Origin of the sequence: Azoarcus sp. PA01, assembly GCA_001274695.2 — a bacterium.
GTDB lineage: Bacteria > Pseudomonadota > Gammaproteobacteria > Burkholderiales > Rhodocyclaceae > Aromatoleum.
This window is the reverse complement of the sequence record LARU01000002.1, coordinates 1,711,175-1,732,316: the sequence shown is the minus strand read 5'-3', so window position 1 is coordinate 1,732,316 and position 21,142 is coordinate 1,711,175. Positions and strand designations below refer to the sequence as shown.

Annotated in this window: 17 protein-coding genes and 1 pseudogene; 6 read left to right on the top strand and 12 right to left on the bottom strand. The window is 69.6% G+C overall.

Annotation, left to right across the window (positions count from 1 at the left end; genetic code table 11):
- From PA01_18775 to PA01_08915, 3 genes and pseudogenes are all read right to left on the bottom strand, one after another.
- Window positions 1-1,776, bottom strand: coding sequence for an exodeoxyribonuclease V subunit gamma (locus PA01_18775; protein KAI5913090.1), 1,776 nt, complete (start codon window positions 1,774-1,776; stop codon window positions 1-3).
- A 155-nt stretch (window positions 1,777-1,931) separates the two neighbouring features.
- Window positions 1,932-3,377, bottom strand: a pseudogene (locus tag PA01_18770) (exodeoxyribonuclease V subunit gamma).
- Window positions 3,378-3,450: 73 nt separating this feature from the next.
- Entirely contained in the window at window positions 3,451-4,392 is a 942-nt protein-coding gene (locus PA01_08915; protein ID KON81699.1) for a DnaJ domain-containing protein, read from the bottom strand.
- Window positions 4,393-4,597: 205 nt separating this feature from the next.
- Between PA01_08915 and PA01_08910 the strand changes: the two genes are divergently transcribed.
- From PA01_08910 to PA01_08895, 4 genes are all read left to right on the top strand, one after another.
- On the top strand, window positions 4,598-5,050 hold the full coding sequence (locus PA01_08910; GenBank protein KON81698.1) for an Hsp20/alpha crystallin family protein: 453 nt from the start codon (window positions 4,598-4,600) through the stop codon (window positions 5,048-5,050).
- Window positions 5,051-5,077: 27 nt separating this feature from the next.
- Complete coding sequence (locus PA01_08905; protein ID KON81697.1) at window positions 5,078-5,455, top strand: Hsp20/alpha crystallin family protein; 378 nt, start codon at window positions 5,078-5,080, stop codon at window positions 5,453-5,455.
- Between the two features lie 34 nt (window positions 5,456-5,489).
- A complete protein-coding gene (locus tag PA01_08900) occupies window positions 5,490-5,927 on the top strand; it encodes an Hsp20/alpha crystallin family protein (GenBank protein KON81696.1) in 438 nt (145 codons plus the stop codon).
- Between the two features lie 67 nt (window positions 5,928-5,994).
- Window positions 5,995-7,632 carry an ATP-dependent helicase gene (locus tag PA01_08895; protein ID KON81695.1) on the top strand — a complete coding sequence of 546 codons (1,638 nt, stop codon included), beginning with the start codon at window positions 5,995-5,997 and terminating at the stop codon, window positions 7,630-7,632.
- 21 nt (window positions 7,633-7,653) lie between these two features.
- On the opposite strand, the gene PA01_08890 is transcribed toward PA01_08895, so the two are convergent.
- Together PA01_08890 and PA01_18765 are read right to left on the bottom strand one after the other, a co-directional pair.
- Window positions 7,654-8,223, bottom strand: a complete 570-nt coding sequence (locus tag PA01_08890) for a lipocalin family protein (GenBank protein KON81694.1) — start codon at window positions 8,221-8,223, stop codon at window positions 7,654-7,656.
- Between the two features lie 262 nt (window positions 8,224-8,485).
- Window positions 8,486-10,399: a protein kinase gene (locus PA01_18765; protein KAI5913089.1), complete on the bottom strand. Its 1,914-nt coding sequence runs from the start codon at window positions 10,397-10,399 to the stop codon at window positions 8,486-8,488.
- 341 nt (window positions 10,400-10,740) lie between these two features.
- On the opposite strand from PA01_18765, the gene PA01_08880 reads away from it, so the two are divergent.
- The gene (locus PA01_08880) at window positions 10,741-11,514 is read left to right on the top strand and encodes an HAD-IA family hydrolase (protein ID KAI5913088.1); all 774 of its coding nucleotides are present in this window, start codon (window positions 10,741-10,743) and stop codon (window positions 11,512-11,514) included.
- Window positions 11,515-11,590: 76 nt separating this feature from the next.
- Window positions 11,591-12,979 (top strand): alkaline phosphatase family protein, encoded by a 1,389-nt coding sequence (locus tag PA01_08875; GenBank protein ID KON81693.1) that lies wholly within the window; start codon window positions 11,591-11,593, stop codon window positions 12,977-12,979.
- Between the two features lie 45 nt (window positions 12,980-13,024).
- Here the strand turns inward: PA01_08875 and PA01_18760 are convergent, their stop codons facing one another.
- The 7 genes from PA01_18760 to PA01_08840 form a co-directional block, all read right to left on the bottom strand.
- On the bottom strand, window positions 13,025-13,417 hold the full coding sequence (locus PA01_18760) for a ProQ/FINO family protein (GenBank protein ID KON81692.2): 393 nt from the start codon (window positions 13,415-13,417) through the stop codon (window positions 13,025-13,027).
- A gap of 307 nt (window positions 13,418-13,724) precedes the next feature.
- On the bottom strand, window positions 13,725-16,574 hold the full coding sequence (gene fdhF / locus PA01_08865) for a formate dehydrogenase subunit alpha (GenBank protein KON81691.1): 2,850 nt from the start codon (window positions 16,572-16,574) through the stop codon (window positions 13,725-13,727).
- Window positions 16,571-18,328 (bottom strand): NAD(P)H-dependent oxidoreductase subunit E, encoded by a 1,758-nt coding sequence (locus PA01_08860; protein ID KON81690.2) that lies wholly within the window; start codon window positions 18,326-18,328, stop codon window positions 16,571-16,573. The genes fdhF and PA01_08860 overlap by 4 nt, the downstream gene beginning before the upstream one ends.
- Window positions 18,329-18,376: 48 nt before the next feature.
- Window positions 18,377-18,541 (bottom strand): rubredoxin, encoded by a 165-nt coding sequence (locus tag PA01_08855; GenBank protein ID KON82406.2) that lies wholly within the window; start codon window positions 18,539-18,541, stop codon window positions 18,377-18,379.
- 80 nt (window positions 18,542-18,621) lie between these two features.
- Complete coding sequence (locus tag PA01_08850; GenBank protein KON81689.1) at window positions 18,622-19,038, bottom strand: benzoyl-CoA thioesterase; 417 nt, start codon at window positions 19,036-19,038, stop codon at window positions 18,622-18,624.
- A gap of 2 nt (window positions 19,039-19,040) precedes the next feature.
- On the bottom strand, window positions 19,041-19,814 hold the full coding sequence (locus tag PA01_08845; GenBank protein KON81688.1) for an alpha/beta hydrolase: 774 nt from the start codon (window positions 19,812-19,814) through the stop codon (window positions 19,041-19,043).
- Between the two features lie 137 nt (window positions 19,815-19,951).
- A complete protein-coding gene (locus tag PA01_08840; GenBank protein ID KON81687.2) occupies window positions 19,952-21,082 on the bottom strand; it encodes an ABC transporter substrate-binding protein in 1,131 nt (376 codons plus the stop codon).
- Window positions 21,083-21,142: the final 60 nt, after the last annotated feature.

The window sequence follows — 21,142 nt, the reverse complement described above, 5'->3', positions numbered from 1 at the left end:
TCACAGCCTCGGGTCGTCGAGATGCGCGACGAGCGGCTGCAGCACTGTCGCGGCGTGGTCGTAGAATGCGTCGTCGAGCGGGTCGGGCAGCCCGCGGAACGCGAGCCGGATCGCCGCGTCGCGGCATTCGCTGAACTCGGGCCGCGCGCCGCCGCGCCATTTCTGCTCCGCCTTGTAGCGGCTGCGGTCATTGACGATCCACGCCCACGCCGATTTCGGAAAGAACGGCAGCGGCCGCATCAGGCCTTCGCGATACAGCGCGACGAGCGCCGCGAGCTGTCCGCGCGCGTCGTCGCAGTGCCGCAGCCGATAGACGCCGTCGCGCGAATGCCATTCGGTGCCGAGCTCGCGAGCGCCGGGCGCGGCTGCGCACAGCGCGAGATGCGCGATCCAGCCGGCGACATAGTCGTTCGCGCGCGCGGCGTCGTAGCGGTGGCGCACGAGGCCAGCCGGACCCAGATCGCCGAATGCAGCGTCGAGCGTCCAGCGTTCGCCGCCGAGGTCGAACTCGAGCTGCGCGTGCAGCGGCGGCAGCGGGTCGGGCGCGAGCGCGGCACGCAGGCCATCCGCATAGGTCCGGAGGACGTCGAGCTCGCGCTCGAGCAGCCGCTCGCCGAGCGGCCCGGCCGGAAACTCGCCGCCGGCAGGCGCGAGCTCGCGCACCGCTGCCGGATCGCGCCCCGCCAGCAGCGCCGGCAGCAGCCGCTCGGCAAGCGCCTGGCGCTCGCGCCACGCCGGCAGGAACGCTTCGTCGTCGAGGAGCTCCTCGTCGCCTTCGGGCACCGTCACGCCGAGCCGTTCGCGCAGCAGGAAGCGGGCCGGATTGCGAAAGAAGCGGATCAGCCGATCGAGCCCGACCGTTCGCCACTCGTCGGATGGCGGCGGCAAGGGTGCGGCGAAGAACGGCGCTTCGCCGGGCACGCCGGATGCGCAGCCCTCTTCCTCTTCGCGCTCGTCGTGCTCGTCGTCACGAGAGACGGCGCGCGCAGCGGGCAGCGCGCGCGCGGCCGCCTGCAGGCGGGCGCGCAGCGCGTCGCAGTATTCGGCGTTGAAGCTCGCGAGCCGCGGGTCGCGCTCCGGGTCGGCGAGAAAGTAGCTGCGCGAGAACGCCTGCAGCGGATGGACGACCGTCAGCCGGCGCCGCGCGGCGGCAAGCGACGCCGGATCGAGCGGATCGGCGGCGCACGCGCGCGCGGCGTAGTCGAGCAGCTCGTCGACCAGCACCGACGGCGGTTTTTCGCTGTTGTCACGCACGCTGCGGCCCGCGTACGACAGATGCACGCAGTCGCGTGCGGCAAGCAGCAGATCAAGGAACAGGTTGCGCTCGTCGTCGCGGCGCTGGCGGTCGCCGCGCGCGCCGTGCCTCGCCATCAGGTCGAACTCCACCGGCCGCTCGGCGCCGGGGAACGCCCCGTCGTCGAGGCCGATCGCGCACACGACGCGGTACGGCAGGCTGCGCAGGCTCGTCATCGCCGCGAACGTCACCGCGCCGCCGGGCACGCCGCCACGCGCCGGATCGTCGAGCAGCGCGGTGAGCGCGTCATGCACGAGCGCGAGCGGCACCGCGCTGCGCAGCCCGCCGGCGATCATGTTCGCGTGCAGCTCGGCGCTCGCCGCGAGCACGGCGCGCCGGTCGTCGGCCCACTCGGCGTCGGGCGGGACCAGGCGGTCGAGCAGTTCGACGAGCAGCGCGCGCCAGCCGTCGGCGTCTTGCGGGCGGCGCGTGGCCGCCTCGAGCCACTGCAGCGTCTCGACGTAGCGCCACAAGCGCCCCAATGCGAGCGCGTCGCCGCCTTCGGGATTGCCGGCCCGAGACGCCCGCCGAACAGCGCCGGGCCACTGCCATCGCCGTCCTCGTCCGTGCTTGCGTCTCCATCCCCGAGCGCATACGCGAGAAACAGCCGGTGCAGGCCTTCGGCGAAGCTGTGGCGGTCCACGCCCGGCAGATCGAGCCGGCGGCGATGGGCGCCGTCGAGCCCCCAGCGCACACCGGCCGCGCGCAGCCATTCGTGCACCTGCTCCAGGTCCGCGCCGTCGAGGCCGAAACGGCGCGCGACCGGCGGCTGCTGCAGCAGGTCGAACACGCGGCTCGCCGGGAAGCGGCTCGCGGCGAGCGCGAGCGCCGCGTCGAGCACGCGCGCGACCGGGTTGACGCGCGTCTGGCCGAGGCCGGTGATCGTCCAGGGAATGCGACGCGACGCCGGCGCGGTGCCGAATACCGCTTCGATCAGCGGTGCCGCGGCGTCGAGATCGGGCGTAACGACGAGAATCTCGTCGGGCCGCGGCGGGTGCGGCGCGGCGAACAGCGCGAGCAGCCTATCGTGCAGCACTTCGAGTTCGCGCGTAATCGAATGGCACACGTGCACCTCGACGCTGCGGTCGTCGTCGGCGAGCGCAATGCTGCCCGGCGCGAGGTCGACGAGGTCGAGCACCGCGTCGTGCAGCTGTGCGAGCAGGCTCGCGCCGCCGGCCGCAACGAACAGGCTGCTCTCGATTTCCGGCGCACCTTCGCCTTCGAACAGCAGGTCGATGTGCGCCTGCGTCTGGCGCCCCCACGCGGCGAGCAGCCGGTTGCCGGATTCGAAATAGAGATCCTGCTGCCGGCCCGCGAGCCACGCGAGGCGGCGCGGTTCGACGATCTCGAACCAGTATTCGCGGCACGGATTGAGCACGTACAGGCGCACGTCGACCCGCTGCGACAGTTCGCGCAGCACGTCGCGGTACAGCGGCGGCATCGCCGGCAGGCAGAACACGTGCACCGACTCCGGCAGGAGGCCGGGCAACGCATCGCCGGCTGCGGCGATGACGCGGAAAAAAGTTTCCGCCGGGTGCTCGCTGCGCGTCCCCAGTTCCGCCGTCAGCCGGCGCCACAGCCCGGCTTGCCAGGCTTCATCGGCGCGGGCGTCGTCGGGCAGGCCGCTAACCGTCCGCCCTCCCGACCATTCGGCGAGCCAGCGCGGGCGGTACGTGAGGTAGTGATCGAAGACACGCGCGACGCGCTCGGCGAGCTCGAAGCGCATCGTCGCGTCGGCTGCCCCGAGGTAACGCGCGAGGCGCGCGTGCGCGCCGGTCCAGGCCGCGTCGTGGAACTGCTCGAAAATCCGCCACCTGAGCAGCGCCGGCGCGAACGGGGACTGTTCCCCGACCGGGACGACTTTGTCGATCTGGCTCCACAGCCATTGCGCGAGGTATGCGAAGCGCAGGTTCGCCGCAACGCCTTCGCGCCGCGCGACCGCGAGCTCGACGCTGCGGCGCAGTGCCGCGCTCGGCACGACGATCTCGCGCGCGCCGAACGGGCCCGGCTGCTCGATCGCGAGGTGCGCGAGCAGCGTTTCGAGGAGCACTTCGTAGCGGTTCGAGAAGGCGAGCGAGAGCATCGGCACGGAGCGTGGCGGATCAGGGCGTCATGTTACCCGCTCCGCGCGCTCCCGCGTCGCGCCGGCGCGTCGCTCAGGTTCCCAGACCTTGGCGCGGGTTGAACGCGAGCTCGCGCGCCATCCGCTCGTAGAACTGCCGCGCCGCCTCGGTGTCGGCCGGCGGCAGCACGATGTCGAGGACGAGGTACAGATCACCCGGCTCGGCCCCCGGGATGCCGCGTCCCTTCAGCCGCAGCTTGCGACCGTTCTGCGAGCCCGGTGGAATCCGCACCGAAACCGTGCCGGAGGGCGTCGGCACATCCACGGAGGCGCCGAGCGCTGCTTCCCACGGCGCGACCGGCACCGTCTCGAAGACGTCCCGGCCGTCGACGCGGTAGCGCGGGTGCGGGCGAAAACGGACTTCGAGGAACAGGTCGCCCGCCGGGCCGCCTCCGGCACCGGCCCGTCCCTGTCCGGCGAGCCGGATCTGCTGTCCGTCACGCACCCCTTTCGGGATGCGCACCTGCAGCGTGCGCTCTCGCGTCGTCACATGGCCGTGCGGGTCGAGTTCCGGCGCCCGCAGCCGGATCTCGCGCGTCGCGCCATGGAACGCGTCATCGAGGTCGATGACCACCTTCGCGTGATGGTCCTCGCCGCGCGCGTGAAAGCCGCGCGAGTGGAACTGCGCGCCGCGGCCGCCTTGCCCCATCTGACCGAACAGCGTCGAGAAGAAATCGCTGAAGTCGCCCGCGTCGCCGCCGCGCGTGAACTCGAAGCCGGCATCCCAGTCCGGCGGCGGCCGGAAATCCTGACCGGCGCGGAAGCCGCGGCCGAGCTGGTCGTACGCTGCGCGCTTTTCCGGATCGGACAGCACCGCGTTCGCCTCGTTGACCTCCTTCATGCGCAGCTCGGCGTCGGCCGCCTTGCTGACGTCCGGGTGGTACTTGCGCGCGAGCTTGCGGTACGCGCGCTTGATCTCGTCCGCCGACGCGTCGCGCCCGACGCCGAGAACCTGATAGTAGTCCCTGAATTCCATGCGTTCGGATCTCCCGGTTCATTTTGCGTGGCAATCGCCCCGCATATTGACTACAAGATAGGGGTGACGGCACGGCTTGAAAAGGCTCTTGAACTCCGTCGCCCCGAACATATATGGGGAGTGCGGGGCCGCGGGCGCGTCGCCTGGTTGCGGCGGATCGCCAAGTCCGCGGCAAGTTGAACCTGGATGGATCAAGGAGGTTGCCATGTATGAGTCGCTTCTGAACTTCCCTGGCGGGCTGTTCGCCGATTTCGACCGCCTGCAGCGCGAATTGCAGCAGGCGTTCGGCACGGTCGGCCAGCCGAGCAGCATTCGTGCGGTCGCGAGCGGCGCGTTCCCGGCGATCAACGTCGGCAGCACGCCGGCGTCGGTCGAGATCTACGCGTTCGCGCCCGGCCTCGACCCGGCGAAGCTCGACGTGCAGATCGACCGCGGCGTGATGACGCTGTCGGGCGAGCGTCAGGGCGCGCTGCCTTCGGGCGACGAGCGCCAGGCGGTGTACGCATCCGAGCGCTTCTCCGGACGCTTCCGGCGCACCGTGAGCCTGCCCGAAGATATCGACCCGGACCGCGTCACCGCGAACTATCGCGACGGCGTGCTGCACATCTCGGTTTCGCGGCGCGAATCGGCGCAGCCGAAGCGCGTCGAGATCAAGTAAGCGGTCAAACGGACGGAGGATATTGCGATGAACGACAAGCAGGAAGTAACGAAAGCGGAACGCCAGAGCGACACACCCGCGCTGCTGCCGCGCGTCGATGTCTTCGAGGACGGCGCGGGCATCACGCTGCTCGCCGATCTGCCCGGTGTCGCGAAGGACAAGCTGACGCTGCGCGTCGAAGGCGACACCTTGCAGCTCGAAGGCGAGATTTCGCCCGAGACGCCCGCGAACATGGAAGCGGTCTATGCCGAGCTGCGCCTGCCGCGCTACCGCCGCGCCTTCACGCTGAGTTCGGAGCTCGATACGGACAAGGTCGAGGCGCAGTTCAAGGACGGCGTGCTGACGCTGCGCATCCCGAAGCACGCGCACGCCCAACCGCGCAAGATCGAGGTCAAGATCGCTTGAGCGCCGACCACGACGATCGACAGGAGGTGTCACGATGAACAGGATGGCCGAGTTCAAGCACGGTCTCGAGGAGGCATGGCACTCGGTCGCCGACGGATGGCGACAGCTGCGCGAGCGCGCTGCCGGCGCGTTGACGCATTTCGGTCCGGAAAAGGCGGCGTCCGCCGCCGACGCGCGCGCGCCGGAATCGGCCCAGTTCCCGGCCGCAACGTGGGCGCTGCTCGCCGGCGACGTTTTCGAGGACGACGACAAGCTCGTCGTGCGTGGCGAAAAGCGCTACGAGCACGAAGCGACCGCAGGCCGCTACCGCGTGCGCCAGTGCGCCTACGGCAGCTTCCACCGCGCGATCCCGCTGCCGTCGCCGGTCGAGGCCGATGGCGCGAAGGCAACTTACCGCAACGGCGTGCTCCGCATCGAGCTGCCGAAAGCCGCGCGCGCGAAAACGCGGCGCATCGAGATCCGCGGCGGCTGACGCGCACGGGTGGCGGGCCGGATAACATGCCCGCTGCCCGCTGCCCGACATGCGACGGATCGAGCGGATGGCGCGCATTTACCCGGAAGGATGGCAGCACATGCCCGCGAGCGGCAGGCTCGCGCGCGCGCTCGACACGCTCGCAACGCTCGCCGCCGGCCTGCCGGACGACCACGCGATCTATCACAGTGTGCATTGGACCCGCGTCGCGCGCGGCCACGCGCTGTTCGGCGCGATCGACTTCATCGTCGTCGGGCCGACCGGGCGCCTGCTGCTGATCGAGCAGGAATCGGGCTTCCTCGACGAGACCCCGCAAGGGCTCGTCAAGACGTACACGAAGGAAAAGAGCCACGTCGGCGTGCGCATGGCGCACAGTGCCGGGCAGCTGCGCGAACGGCTCACCGCGTTCCTCAAGGGCCACGAGGCGGACGTCGAGACGCTGCTGTACTGCCCCGACTACACCGTCCGCCAGCCCGGCAGCGCCGGCGTCGACCCGGCGCGGATCGTCGACGCCGGGCGCCGCGAACATCTCGCCGCGATCGTGCAGAGCCTGTTGCGCGAAGGGCCGCGCGACCGCGTCGTGCTCGACAACATCCACCGCTTCCTCGCGGACCAGCTCGAACTCGTGCCCGACGTCAACGCGTTCATCGGCCAGGCCGAGGCGCTGTACACGCGGCTTGCCGGCGGCCTCGCGGAATGGGCGCGGCGCATCGACATGCAACCGTTCCGCCTGCGCGTCACGGGCACTGCCGGTAGCGGCAAGACGCAGCTCGCGATGGCGGTGTTCCGCGATGCGCTCGCAGCCGGGCACCGGCCGCTGTACGTCTGCTACAACCGCCCGCTCGCCGACCACATCGCGCTGATCGCGCCGTCGGGCGGCGTCGTCGCGACCTACCACCAGCTGTGCGACCGCGTGCTGCGCGCGCACGGCGAGGTTCCCGACTTCTCGCCGCCGGATGCATTCGCGCGCCTCGAACAGGCGTTCCGCGAACTCGACCCCGGCGAGGACTGGCGTTTCGACGAGCTGATCGTCGACGAAGGCCAGGACTTCCGCGACGAGTGGCGTGACGCGCTGCTGCGCCTGCTGCGGCCCGGCGCGCGCGCGTGGTGGCTCGAAGATCCGCTGCAGAACCTCTACGGCCGGCCGGAAATCGCGCTGCCCGGCTGGGTGCGCATCACGAGCGAGCGCAATTACCGCAGCCCGTCGGACATCATCGACACGCTGAACCGCGCGCTGCCATTGCCGCGCATGCTCGAAGCCGCGAGCCCGCTCGGCGGTTCGAGCGTCGAGATCCTGACGTGGAAAGATGAAACCGCGCTCGTCGAGCAGACCAAGCGCGCGATGACTCGCGCACTCGGCCTCGGCTTTCGCCGCAACATGATCGCGACGATCACGTTCCGCGGCCGCGAGCACTCGCTGTTCACGCCGTACGAGCGGCTCGGCGCGCACCGGCTGAAAGCTTTCACCGGCCGCTACGACCTGCTCGGCAACCCGATCTACTCCGAAGGCGACTTCCTGATCGACTCGGTGTACCGCTTCAAGGGCCAGGCCGCGCCGTGCGTGATCTTCACCGAGATCGACTTCGACGCGCTCGACGAGCTGACGGTGCGCAAGCTCTTCGTCGGCGCGACGCGCGCGAGCATGAAGCTGATCGTGGTCGCGTCGGAACGAGCGGCGCGGCTGTTCGCACAGCCGCCGGAGTGACGCTGACCCGGATATTTCACCTCAGGTCTTCGCGGCGTGGAGCGTCATCTCCAACTTGCGCGTGTCGAAGCCCTTGCCACGTAGTCGTTGCAACAGCTTGTCATAGACGTCCGGGCTGACTTTCGGGCTTCGGGAGAGGATCCACAGGTATTCACGTTTCGGCTCGCTGACCACCGCCACTTGGTAGTCGGGATCGAGGTCGATCACCCAGTAGTCTCCCCAGACGGCGGGAATGAAGGACAGCCATGCCGGCGCGAAGCGGACTTCCAGTTTCGGCGACGACTGATCCCCGATCTGGCGCGCTGCCCCGATAGCCTCGTCAAACTGGCCATCTTCGATACGGCACCGGTTGATGACGTGCAGATTCCCGTCGGGCTGGAGGCTATATTCCGCCGTGGTGTCGCCGACGCATTTCTTCTGGAACCGGTTCGGGTACTTCGCAATCTCGTACCAGCGCCCCATGTAGCGCGGGACGTCCAGGGAAGCGATCGTGGCGAGCGGGCCGTCATCGGCGGCCGGGGAGGCGGCGAGGTGAGCGGAGAGCCCGAGTACACACGTTCCCAGGAGCATTGCAGGCCACTTTTTGAGCATGGATCTTCCTCAATTGATTCCATCGAAGCTGTCGTCGTCCGCGCGCTGAACTTGCAGCGCTTGCCGTCCCCGCAGACCTCGAGGACACAAACGGACGCCCTCGTAGCCGCCAAATCTCCTGGCTGTCTGCGCACCGACGCGAAGCCTCCGCCGTTCTCAAAGCCGGTTCAGGCCGATGACTTGGCTGAGCGCGAACACCGGCAGACGGGGATTTCCCGGAGGCTCTCGGCACGGTGTCCCCGGTCGAGTCCGGCATTCATCCTTACGGGATTGCCCGCACCGTGTCCGTCACTCGCAGGTACTTGCACTCGGGGTGCTCGAAGTACTTCGGCCGCTCGCACGCCTCTTTCATGCAGCGGTAGAGGGAGAAGTGCGTGCGCGTTCCGCACAGCACGCGCGGATTGTTCGACTCCTTCCTGACAGCTTCGGCGGGAGGCGGCGGGCTTGGCGTTTCCTCGGCGACGACGTTAGACACCGGCGGCACCTCCTCGGGCGGCGCTTGCGCCAGCGGTGCCTCTTCCCCCGCAGCGGGCTCGCCCGGCGCCGCTGCCGGCGCAGCGGTCCCGGGTAACGGCAACTGCGGCTCGGCCGCCGCGCCGGAGGGCACCGACGATGCGGGTAATTGCGCCCGCGGCTCGGGCAGGACGGTCACCGGTGGCTCGGGTGGGACGAGAGAAGCGGGCCGTCCGTCCCGCTCCATGCTGTGCGCCAGGGCGTCCAGTACCCCCTTCGTGTCACGGTAGTCCGACCACATCATCCAGCCGCCCGCCCCCAGGACGGCGAGTGCCACCACCGCGACACCGCCGAACAACGCCCGGCGCCAGCTGCCCGCTTTCGCGTCGCCCCGCGAGTGCGCAGATCCGCCGAGCTGCGCCGCATCCACGCGTGGGGCGGCCTCCAGAACGGCACGCCAAGCAGCATCGCCGGCATCGTCGACGCTCGCGCCCGCAGCTTGGCGGGGAGGTGATTCGAGCCGGGCCCCGGTTTCCCACGCCAGCGCCGTTTGCAGGTTCGCCTCTGCTTCCATTGACCGAGGCTCCGAGCGCCCGGGGGAAGCGTCCTCGACGTTTCCGTCCTCAGCGTCACTCGGAAAAACATGGAAAGGCGCGTTCTCCCGGGAGGACGGGCGCGGGGGCGACGTCTCGTGCCGCTGAGCTTCCTTGACCGCGGGCGGCACGACGATGGATGCCGCGACGCTGCGGCCGCCGAGCAGCGCCCGCCGGAATTCGGCCACGCTCTGGGGCCGCTCCTCGGGCCTGACGTTGAGGGCCCGTTCGATCGCCGCGACGAAGGCCACGCTGTAGTTCAGTTCCGGAAAACTGCGGGCGAGGCGATCCACCACCTCGAACAGCGGCTCCAGCTGGTCGTCCAGCACGCGTGCGGTCGAGGCCACTGGCGATTGACCGCTGACGCAGTAGTAGGCGACCGCGGCCAGGGCATAGAGGTTGGTCCACGGCCCCTGCCGCAGCTGTGTCGATTCGGCGTACTGCTCGATCGCTGCGAAGGCCGGATCGAGGATGGCGGTGAGTGCCTCGTCGCGATCGCCAACGGCGGGGTGCGCGGCGCCGAAATCCAGCAGCACCGGGCGGCCGTCGGGCAGCAGCAGGACGTTCCCCGGTGAGATGTCCCGGGGATAGCAGGAAACGCCGTGCAGAAGGTCGACCGCGCCGAGCAGCGGCAACAGCAGGCCGCGCAGCCAGGCTTCGTCCGGCGGTCGCTCCATGGCCTGACGCGCGACCCTGAGGGTGACCCCCTCGTAGTAGGGCATCACGGTATAGGCGGTGCAGTTGGCCTCCCAGAAGCGATACACGCGCACCAGCGCCGGGTGGTCGAAACGGGCCAGCAGTCTGGCCTCGTCGACGAAGGACTTGAGGCCGAGGGTGAAGGTCTGCGCGTGCCTGTCGGAACGCAGGACCACCTCCGTTCCGCTGCCCCGCGACGCGAAGGCGGCGGGGAAGTACTCCTGGATGGCGACGTGGCGCTGCAGGCCATGATCCATCGCCAGATAGACGATGCCGAATCGCCCCTCGCCGAGGACGGACAGAAGCTCGTACTCGGCGAGCCGGGTGCCAGGCTGCAACGCATTGTGGCTCGGCTCGATCCGGCGCTGCACCAGTTCGGCCCCGATGCCGGGACCGCTGAAGGGAGGAAATTGGGAAGGAGAAGGTCGGTTCATGGGGCAATCGGCGAAACTGAGGCCGTCCGCGGGGAAGCGCTTCGACTTCGGCTTGGTGGCCGAAAATCTAACCGTCGGCGGCGGCCAGGAGAAATTGACACGGTGCAACAAGGGTACGCGGCTCGCCGGGAATCGGTGCGGTTGCTACTTTTTTTCACAATTCCGGCCGAACCGGGGCGGTTCGCTGGCGCGAATGGAATGCCGCGCTTCCGCTTCCCCCGACCCATCGGGCGAAGCGGGCTTGAACGCTGCGGCGAGTCACGGCAAGGCGGCTCGGCCGCACCCAAACTGAACATTCCCGGTCCCGAAACATGCAGGAGCTGATGGCTTAGAATGGGACGATGAGTTTCACCGTCCGCGCCATCACTCTCGACCTCGACGACACGCTGTGGCCGTTCGCGCCGATCGGCGCCCGCATCGAGCAGGCGATTCACGACTGGATGCTGTTGCATAGCCCGCGCACCGCGCGGATGTTCCCGATCCCGGCGATGCGGGCGCTGCGCGAGCGGACATTCGCCGACAACCCGGACCTGGCACACGACGTCAGCGCGCTGCGCCGGCTGACGCTCGCGCACGCCCTGCGCAACAGCGGTGCCGATCTGTCCCTGCTGGAACCGGCGTTCGAAGCGTTCTACGCTGCGCGCAACCAAGTGGAATGCTATCCGGACAGTCTCGACGCCCTGCGACGCATCGCCGCGCGGATGCCGGTGGCGGCGATCACCAACGGCAACGCCGACCTGCAGCGCATCGGCCTGGCCGGGCACTTCGCCTTCCAACTTGGCGCGTGCGAGCACGGCGCGGCCAAGCCAGACCGCGGCATCTTCCTGGCCGCGTGCACGCGTCTGGGCTGCAGGCCGGCCGAAGTGCTGCACGTCGGCGATCACGTCGAGACGGACGTAGCCGGCGCCGCACGCGCGGGCCTGCGCGCGTGCTGGCTCAACCGGGTCGGCGCACGCTGGGAGCGCGAGGACCTGCGGCCCGACCTGGAGTTCGCCGCTCTCACCGACCTCGCGGACTGGCTGGACGCGCAGGCGCGCGAGGACGGCTCCCGGACGCCGCCTGCGCAGGGCCGACTGGGGAATCGCCCGCCTGATCCGTCAGTGCCCGGGCGGTAGCGGGGCAGGCCGTCGCTGCTGCTTGCCGGCCTGCCCATGGGGATACGGCAGCGGCACTATCGGGAACACCTGATTCATGACGAGCAGGACTATCGTGCGCACCTCCGGCCTCGCATGGCCCGCCCTGCGCCGCCTGGCGCTGCCCTGGCTGCTGCTGGCGCTGTACGCAGCTGGCGCCAGCGCGGCCAACTTAGCCGGAGGCCCGATGGCCGGGCCGGCGACGGCCGGGCGCGTAGGGGTGTGGTTGATGACCGACGCCCCCGCGCAGGTGCAGCTCGAGTACTGGCCGCACGGGCGGCCCGACGCGACCAGGCGCAGCCCGCCCGTCGCCGCCACCGCGGAGCGCGGCCACACCGCACGCGTCGACCTCGACGGTCTGCTGGCCGCCACCCGCTACGTCTACCGCGTGCTGCTCGACGGAACCCCGGTCGAACTCGGCGAGGTGCCCGCCTTCACGACCGCACCCGCGGATCCTGGCGCGCCTCGCGAGCTGGTCATCGCCACCGGCTCGTGCAACTACGTCCCCGACCCCCCTCACGAAGTCACGCAGAACTCCTTCGGCGCCGGCTTCGAGATCTTCAATACCCTCGCCGCACGGCGACCCGACGTCATGCTGTGGCTCGGGGACAGCATCTACTACCGCGACGACGACTTCGCGCCCGCGGACGAAGCCGCCACGCGGATGCACCGACGCTGGGCGACCACGCGCGGCTTCGCGCCGCTGCAGCGGCTGCTGCGCACCGGCCAGCACGTCGCAATCTGGGACGACCACGACTATGGCCCGAACAACTCGAACCGCGACTTCGCGCTCAAGGCGACGGCGCTGGAGCTGTTCGGGCACTACTGGGCGAACCCCGGCTACGGACTGCCGGGCGTGCCCGGGATCTTCGCCCGGGTGCCGCTCGGCGACGTCGAGCTGTTCCTGCTCGACGACCGTTACCACCGCGACGACGATGCCGCCGCGGACCCGGCGCGGACGATGCTCGGCGCGGCGCAGCTCGAATGGCTCAAGCGCGCGCTGCGCGACTCTCGCGCCACCTTCAAGCTGATCGTCAACGGCAGCCGCATGCTCACCGACCGCCCGTCGCCGCAGCAGCGCGGCGGCGAGGGCTGGCACAACTTCCCGCGCGAGCGCCAGACGTTCCTCGACTGGCTCGCTACCGAGCGCATCGACGGCGTGTTCTTCGTCTCCGGCGACATCCACTACACCCACCTGACCGCGCGCGAGCGCCCCGGCACCTACCCGCTGACCGAGCTGACCTGCTCGCCGCTGACCGCGCGCGTGCATCCCCGCCCATTCCCGGTGCACGAGGTGCCCGGGACGCTGGTCACGCAGCGCAACTTCTGCACGCTGGAGTTCTCCGGGCCGGCCGGCGCGCGACTGCTGCGCGTCGCCGCGTGGAACGCCGCGGGCACGCGCCTGTGGCAGGAGGAGTTTGCGGCCGCGCGGCTACGCACGCCGTGAACGCGCCCACGCGTCGCCGGGATATCGACAGCGACGCGCGCCGCGTCAGCCTTTCTTCGCGAACTTCCCCAGCAGCTGCTGCAGCTTCTCGGCCTTGCGGCGTTCGGCTTCCTCGGCCTCGCGCTTCGCCTTTTCGGCTTCGAGCGCGTCCTTCTTGCGCTTCGCGGACTCGGCGAAGCGCTCTTTCAGCGTCTGCTTCGCGTGCGCGCGCTGCTCCTCGGTGACTTCGCCTTCCGGCTTGCCGTCGAGGTCGAAGCGCGCGGTCGCCTTTTCCATGGCTTTCAGGTAGCGCGTCGAGGCGGTGTGCAGGCGCATTGCGCTGCGGATCACCTTGCGGTCGAGGTCGGGGAAGCGGGCGGCGATCGCCTTGTCGATGCGCAGCGCGAGCGGCTTGACGTCGCGGAACGTCGGCGACGCTTCCTGCAGCTTCAGCAGCAGGCCGCGCGCATCGACGTGCGGGCGCTTCGCCGCGGGCTGCGCTGCTGCGGTCGCTTCTGCGGTCGCTTCTGCGGTCGCTTCTGCGGTCGCTTCTGCGGTCGCTTCTGCGGTCGCTTCTGCGGTCGCTTCGGCTGCGGTCGCTTCGGCGGTCTGCGCTTCGGCGTCGAGGGCTTGCTCGTCGAGCGCTTCGGAACGGGTTTCGGTAGTCATTGCTGGGACGGAAAGCTTTCGGCTGCGGACGGGAGCGCGCATGATCGCACGAAATACCGGACGATGGCCGCCGCGACGCCGCGGCCATCGTCGTGCTTCAGGCGTGCGCCGGGCTTCCCGCGCTCAGCTTCACTGCGCAGTACTTGAACTCCGGGATCTTGCCGAACGGGTCGAGCGCCGGCTGCGTCAGCAGGTTCGCCGCCGCCTCGACGTAGCAGAACGGCATGAACACCGAACCGCGCTGCACCGCTTCGTCGGCGCGCGCTTCGAGGACGATCGCGCCGCGTCGCGTCTCGAGGCGGACGTGCGCGCCGGACGCGAGCGCCTGCGCGGCGAGGTCGTCCGGATGCACCGAGCACCACGGCAGCGGCTCGAGCGCGTCGAGGACGTCGGCGCGGCGCGTCATCGAACCGGTGTGCCAGTGCTCGAGCACGCGCCCGGTCGTCAGCACCATGGGGTACTCGGCGTCGGGCAGTTCGGCCGCCGGCAGCGGGCCGACCGGGACGAAGCGCGCGCGCCCGCTCGGAGTGGGGAAATCGGTCTCGAACAGCACCGGCTGCGACGGCGCGTCGACAGCGAACTTCGGCGCGACGACGGCGCCTTCGGCTTCGAGCGCCGTCCACGTGATGCCGGCATAGCTCGGCAGCGCTTGGCGCAGTTCGTCGAAAATCTCCGCGGGGCCGGCGTAGTCCCACGCGAGGCCGAGGCGCTGCGCGACCTGCTGGATGATCCACCAGTCGGGGCGCGCGTCGCCGGGCAGCGGCAGCACCGGCGACGAGAGCTGCACGACGCGGTCGGTGTTGGTGAAGCTGCCGGTCTTTTCCATCAGGCTCGACGCCGGCAGGATCACGTCGGCGAGCATCGCCGTTTCGGTGAGGAACAGGTCCTGCACGACGAGGTGCTCGAGCCCGGCGAGCGCGGCGCGCGCATGCGCGAGGTCGGGGTCGGACATCGCCGGATTCTCGCCTTCGATGTACATGCCGCGGATCCCGCCCGCGAGCGCGGCGTCCATGATCTCGACGACGGTCAGGCCCGGCACGTCGGACAAGGGCGTCGCCCACAGCGCTTCGAACCGCGCGCGGATCGCCGCATCGTCGACGCGCTGGTAGTCCGGGAACATCATCGGGATCAGGCCGGCGTCGGACGCGCCCTGCACGTTGTTCTGGCCGCGCAGCGGATGAAGTCCCGTGCCGCGCCGGCCGATCTGGCCGGTCATCAGCGCGAGCGCGATCAGGCAGCGCGAGTTGTCGGTGCCATGGATGTGCTGCGAGATGCCCATGCCCCAGAAGATCATGCTGTTCGGACCGTTCGCGTAGAGGCGGGCGACTTCGCGCACGGTCGCGGCGGCAATGCCGGTGATCGCTTCGACGCGCTCGGGCGGGTGCGCGAGCGCCGCGGCGCGGAACGCGTCGAAGCCGGTCGTGCGCGCCGCGATGAAAGCGTCGTCGGTGAGCCCTTCCTCGATGATCACGTTTGCTAGCGACAACAGCAGCGTCACGTCGGCATCGGGGCGGAACTGCAGGTAACGATACGCGTGGCGCGCGAGCGGGGTTTCGCGCGGGTCCATCAGGACGAGCTTCGCGCCACGCTCGACCGCGTTCTTCATGAACGACGCCGCGACCGGGTGGTTCGACGCCGGGTTCGCGCCGATGACGATCATCACGTCGGCGAATTCGACGTCGCGCACCGGGTTCGACACCGCGCCCGAGCCGATGCCTTCCAGGAGCGCCGCGACCGACGACGCGTGGCACAGCCGCGTGCAGTGGTCGACGTTGTGCGTGCCGAATCCGGTGCGCACGAGCTTCTGGAACAGATACGCTTCCTCGTTGCTGCCTTTGGCCGAGCCGAAACCGGCGAGCGCGTGCGGGCCGTGTTCGGCCTTGATGCGCGCGAGCCCCGCGGCGGCGAAATCGAGGGCCTCGTCCCACGTCGCTTCGCGGAACGCCGCAAGCGGGTTCGCGGGGTCGAGATCGACCGATTTCGCGATCCCGGGCCGGCGGATCAGCGGCGCCGTCAGGCGGTGCGCGTGGCGCGGGTAGCCGAAGCCGTAGCGCCCTTTCACGCACAGCCGCCCGGCGTTCGCGGGGCCGTCACGGCCTTCGACGTGAATGATTTTCGCCGTCGGGCCGTCGCCGGCGACGTGATAGGTCATCTGGCAGCCGACGCCGCAGTACGGACACAGGGAGTCGATCGCGCGCATCGCCGGCTCGCCAAGCGGCTCGATGCGAGCGGCGGGCGCGGGGATCGGCGCCGCCTTCCCGGCGAACGCGCCGCGCACGGCGACGGGTTCGCCGGCGGTCTGCCCTGGAAAATCGGCGAGCGCCGCCGGCAGCAGCGCGCCGGTCGGGCAGGCCTGCACGCATTCGCCGCAGCCGACGCAGCTCGAGCTGCCCATCGGGTCTGCAAAGTCGAACACGATCGCGGTGTCCGCGCCGCGCCGCGCGAGGCCGATGACGTCATTGACCTGCACTTCGCGGCACGCGCGCACGCAGCGCGTGCACTGGATGCACGCCGCGAGGTCGACTGCGATGCCGGGATGGCTGCGATCGGGCAGCGGCTGTGCGCGCGAAGCGAAGCGCGAGCCGGTCACGCCCAATTCATCGCACCAGTGCGCGAGCTCGGAGTTCGGTTTCTCGGCCGCCGCGGGCACGTCGGCGCGCAGCAGTTCGAGCACCAGGCGCTGCGACGCGCGCGCGCGATCGCTTTGCGCGCTGACTTTCATGCCCGCCTTGGGGGCGCGGCAACAGGACGGTGCGAGCACGCGCTCGCCGTCGATCTCGACGACGCACGCGCGGCAGTTGCCGTCGGCGCGCATGCCGTCGGTGTAGCACAGGTGCGGGATGTCGACGCCGGCGCGGCGCGCGGCGAGCAGGATCGACTCGCCGGGTTGCGCATCGATTTCACGGCCGTCGAGTTCGAAGCGGACCGGGTTCGTCGGAGCGTTCATGCCGCGCCCTCCTCGTTCTCGCCGGCGACGCCGACTTCATGCGGGAAAAAGCGCAGCACCGATTGCATCGGGTTCGGCGCAGCCTGGCCGAGGCCGCAGATCGAAGCGTCCATCATCACTGTTCCGAGTTCGGTCAGCAGCGCGGCGTCCCACGCCGGCTGCTTCATCAGTTCGGCGGCTTTTGCGGTGCCGACGCGGCACGGCGTGCATTGGCCGCAGGATTCGTGCGCGAAGAATTCCATCGCGTTTTCGGCGAGCACGCGCGCGCGATCATGCTTCGAGAACACGACGATCGCCGCCGAGCCGATGAAGCAGCCGTAAGCGCCAAGGGTGTCGAAGTCGAGCGGCACGTCGGCGAGGCGCGCCGGCAGCATGCCGCCGGACGCGCCGCCGGGGAAATAGCCATACAGCTCGTGACCCGGCAGCATGCCGCCGCAGTGTTCATCGACGAGTTCGCGCAACGTGATGCCGGCGTCGGTGACGACGACGCCGGGCCTCGAAACGCGACCGCTGACGGAGAAGCTGCGCAGCCCTCGGCGACCGTTGCGGCCGCGGCTCGCGAACGGATCGGGCCCGCCCGCGACCGCGGGGGCGACGATATCGCGCACCCACCACAAGGTTTCGAGGTTGTGTTCGAGCGTCGGGCGGCCGAACAGGCCGACTTCGGCGACATACGGCGGGCGCAGCCGCGGCATGCCGCGCTTGCCTTCGATCGACTCGATCATTGCCGACTCTTCGCCGCAGACATACGCGCCGGCGCCGCGCCTGAGCTCGATCGGCGGCAGCTGCGGCCATTCGGCCTGCACGCGCTGCAATTCCTCCGCGAGCAGATGGCGCAATGCCGGGTATTCGTCGCGGATGTAGATCCAGATGCCGTCGATGCCGACGACGTGCGCGGCGATCAGCATGCCTTCGATGAAGCGGTGCGGATCGGTCTCGAGGTAATGGCGGTCCTTGAACGTGCCGGGCTCGCCTTCGTCGATATTCACGGCCATCAGGCGCGGCGCGGGCTGCGCGGCCACCGTGCGCCATTTGCGCGCGGCCGGGAAGCCTGCACCGCCGAGGCCGCGCAGGCCGGCGGCGTCGAGCGCGGCGACGACCGCATCACCTGCGACTTCACCGCTGCGCACCGCGTCCCACAGCCGGTAGCCGCCGGCCGCGCGGTACGCGTCGAAGCGGATCGCGTCAGGCAGCGGCTCGTCGCGCTCGCCGCCGGCGACGACGGCGGCGACAGTGTCGGCGTTCGCGTGCAGCACCGGCTTCTGTCCGACGACCGCGACCGGCGCCGCATCGCAACGCCCGACACACGGCACGCGCTGCACGCGCACCTCCGCCCCGAGCCGGCTCGCGAGCGTCGCGGCGAGTTCGACGCCGCCGGCGATCGCGCAGCCGAGCGATTCGCACACGCGCACGGTCAGCTTCGGCGGGGCTTCCGCGCCGGCGGGGACGATGTCGAAATGATGGTAGAAGCTCGCGACTTCATAGACTTCGGCGCGCGCGAGCTGCAGCGCGTCGGCGAGCGCGGCGAGATGGTCGGCGTGGAGCGCGCCGTGCTCGTCCTGCAGGCGGTGCAGGTATTCGATCAGGCGGTCGGCGCGCGGCGTCTCGCCGGCGAGCGCGGCGGATGCGGCGAGCCGTGCCGACGCCGGCAGCGGCTCGCGCCGTCGCGGCCGGTCGGCCGATCGGTCGCGGGCTCCCTTGGCCGGGCGCGCGCCCGCGCTGCGCTCTTTCTCATCGATCATGCTCGTGCTCACGATTGCGCCTCATCCGGTCCTTGATCCGTGTGAAACCGTCGCCGGCTTTCAATCCTCGGCGACGGTAAAGTTGCTTTTCGGCGTGCCGCAGTCCGGGCACACCCAGTCGGCGGGCACGTCTTCCCACTTCGTGCCGGCCGGGATGCCTTCGTCGGGCAGGCCGTCGGCTTCGTTGTACGGGAAATAGCACGCGGTGCATTGATACGTGGCCATGATGTCGGTCCTTGTCTCTGTGGTTCGGGGTCGGGGGCAGAGCTGTTTGTGGTGGTGCTGTTTTGTCTGCTGCGTCGGGCTCAGGACGGCGCGAGGAAGCGGCTGAAGCGCTCGCGCCATTCGCCTTCGATCGGCGTCGCGCGCGGCGCGCCGCCGAGGTCGGCCCAGACGACGGTCTGCTTCGCGCGAAAGCGCACTTCGTCGCCCATCGCGGCGGTCGTCGTGATGTCCATCGACGTGTTGCCGATGCGGTTCACGACCAGTGTGAACGTCAGGTCGTCGCCGTGCATGCTCGGCGCGATGAAATCGACTTCGAGGTGGCGCATCGGCACGCCGCGGCGGATTTCGGCGTGGAGCTTGTAGAAGTCGATGCCGATGCCTTCATCGAACCAGTCCTCGATGACTTCGTTGCACAGCACCAGGCACTGCGGATAGAAGACGATTCCGGCCGGATCGCAGTGGTGGAAGCGGATGGATTTCTTGCATACAAATTCCATGGTCAGTCCTCGAGGATGCGGGAAACGAATTCGCCGACCGCATCGATGACGGCGGCCGGCTGGTCCTTGTGCGGCGAATGGCGGCAATCGGCGAGCTTGACGAGTTCGACGTCGGGCGCGTGCGCGGCGATGCGTTCGATCTGCGCCATCGTGCCGTATTCGTCGTCTTCGCCCTGGATCGCGAGCACCGGGCAGAGAATGCGCGGCACATATTCCTCGATGTTCCACGCGCGAAAATCCGGGTGCAGCCAGATGTCGTTCCAGCCCCAGAAGGCCGCGTCGACATCGGCGTGGTGCTTGGCCAGGCGCGTGCGCAGGTCGGTCGTCTGCCACGCGACTTTCGCCTGCGCGATGCTCGACACCGAGATGTCCTCGACGATCACGTGCGGCGCCATGACGATGACGGCGGTCAGCGGCGTCGCGGTGCCGCCGGCGCAGATCAGCGCGATCGACGCGCCGTCGGAGTGGCCGAACAGGATCGGCCGCTCGAGCCCCAGCGCGGCGAGCAGCGCCGGCAATACGTGCAGGCCTTCGTCGTGCATGTAGCGCGTGTCGCGCGGCAGCCGGGCCGGATCGGAGCGACCGTAGCCGGCGCGCGAATAGACGACCGCTTCGCAGCCGGTCGCGTCGGCGATTTTCTGCGGGAAGTCGCGCCACATCGCGACCGAACCGAGGCCTTCGTGCAGGAACACGATCGCCGGGGCGCCGCTGCGCGGATGCGCCGACGGCAGGCGGACGTACTCGAGGCGCGTATCGCCGACTTGTACCTGTTTCACTTCAAACTCCCGATGTTTCCTGAACCGTTGATCATTGTCCGCCGCGGTCAGCACGCAGCGGGCACGGACCGCCTCGCCCGCGCCTCGCCGCACGCCGGAACAAGCGGATCGACTGGGATGAAAACGCGCCGCGCTGCTTACATCGAGCAGCCGCGCGCGGGATCGGCGAGCGCTTTCTGGGCGACGCCGACGAGCTTGTTCTCGCGGCCTTCGACCTCGCGCAGATAGACGTCCTGCACCGGGTTGTGCGCTTTCGAGATCGTGAACGCGCCACGCGGGCTGTCGATCTTCGCCGACTCCATCGCCTTGATCATCGCCGCCTGATCGAGCTTGCCACCCTTGACCGCTTCGAGGCCTGCGCCGAGGAGCTGCGCTGCGTCGTAGCCGTGCACCGCATAGACGTCCGGTTTCAGGTCGTAAGCCGCTCTGTATGCCGTACGAAAGCTCTTGTCCTTCTCGTTCGTCAGGCCGTCGGCGTAGTGCAGCGTCGTCAGCACCCCTTCGCCGGCGCCGTTCATCGCGTCGAGCGTGCCTTCGGTGAGGTAGCCGGTGCCGTACAGCGGGATTTTCGCCTTCAGCCCGGCGGCGTCGTAGTCCTTGACGAACTTCGCCGCGCCGCTGCCAACGAAGGACGCGAACACCGCATCCGGCTTGAGATTCGCGATGTCGTCGAGCAGGTGCCGGAAGTCGACGCTCGGGAACGGCACGAAAAGCTCTTTCGCGACCTTGCCGCCGGCCTGCTCGAACGCTTCCTTGAAGCCGGCGGCCGACTGATCGCCGAAGGAATATTTCCACGACACCGTGACGACGTTCTTATGGCCGCGCTCGGCCGCGAGCTTGCCCATCGCGTATGCCGGCTGCCACGTCGACATCGAGGTGCGGAACACCGTCGGCGCGCACAGCGAGCCGGTCAGCTCGTCGCTGCCGGCGGTCGGGATGATCAGCAAAGTGTTGGTGTCGCGCGCGACTTTCGCCATCGCCAGCGCGGCGCCCGAATGCACCGTGCCGACGAGCACGTCGACGCGATCGCGCTTGATCAGCTTGCTCGCATTCTCCGTCGCCGTCGCCGGGTCCGACTTGTCGTCGGCGAAGAAGTATTCGACTTCGCGCCCGCCGAGCTTGCCGTCGTGCTCGGCGACGTGCTGCTTGAAGCCGTTCGTGATCGCGTTGCCGATCGCCGCGTAAGTGCCGGTGTACGGCAGCAGCAGCCCGACTTTCACCTTGTCGGCGCCGTGCGCGAGCGCCGGCAGCAGTGCCGTGCCGGCGATGCTGACTGCGGCGACGGCGCCGGCAAGGCCGCGCCACTGTCGTTGCGAATGCTTCACTGA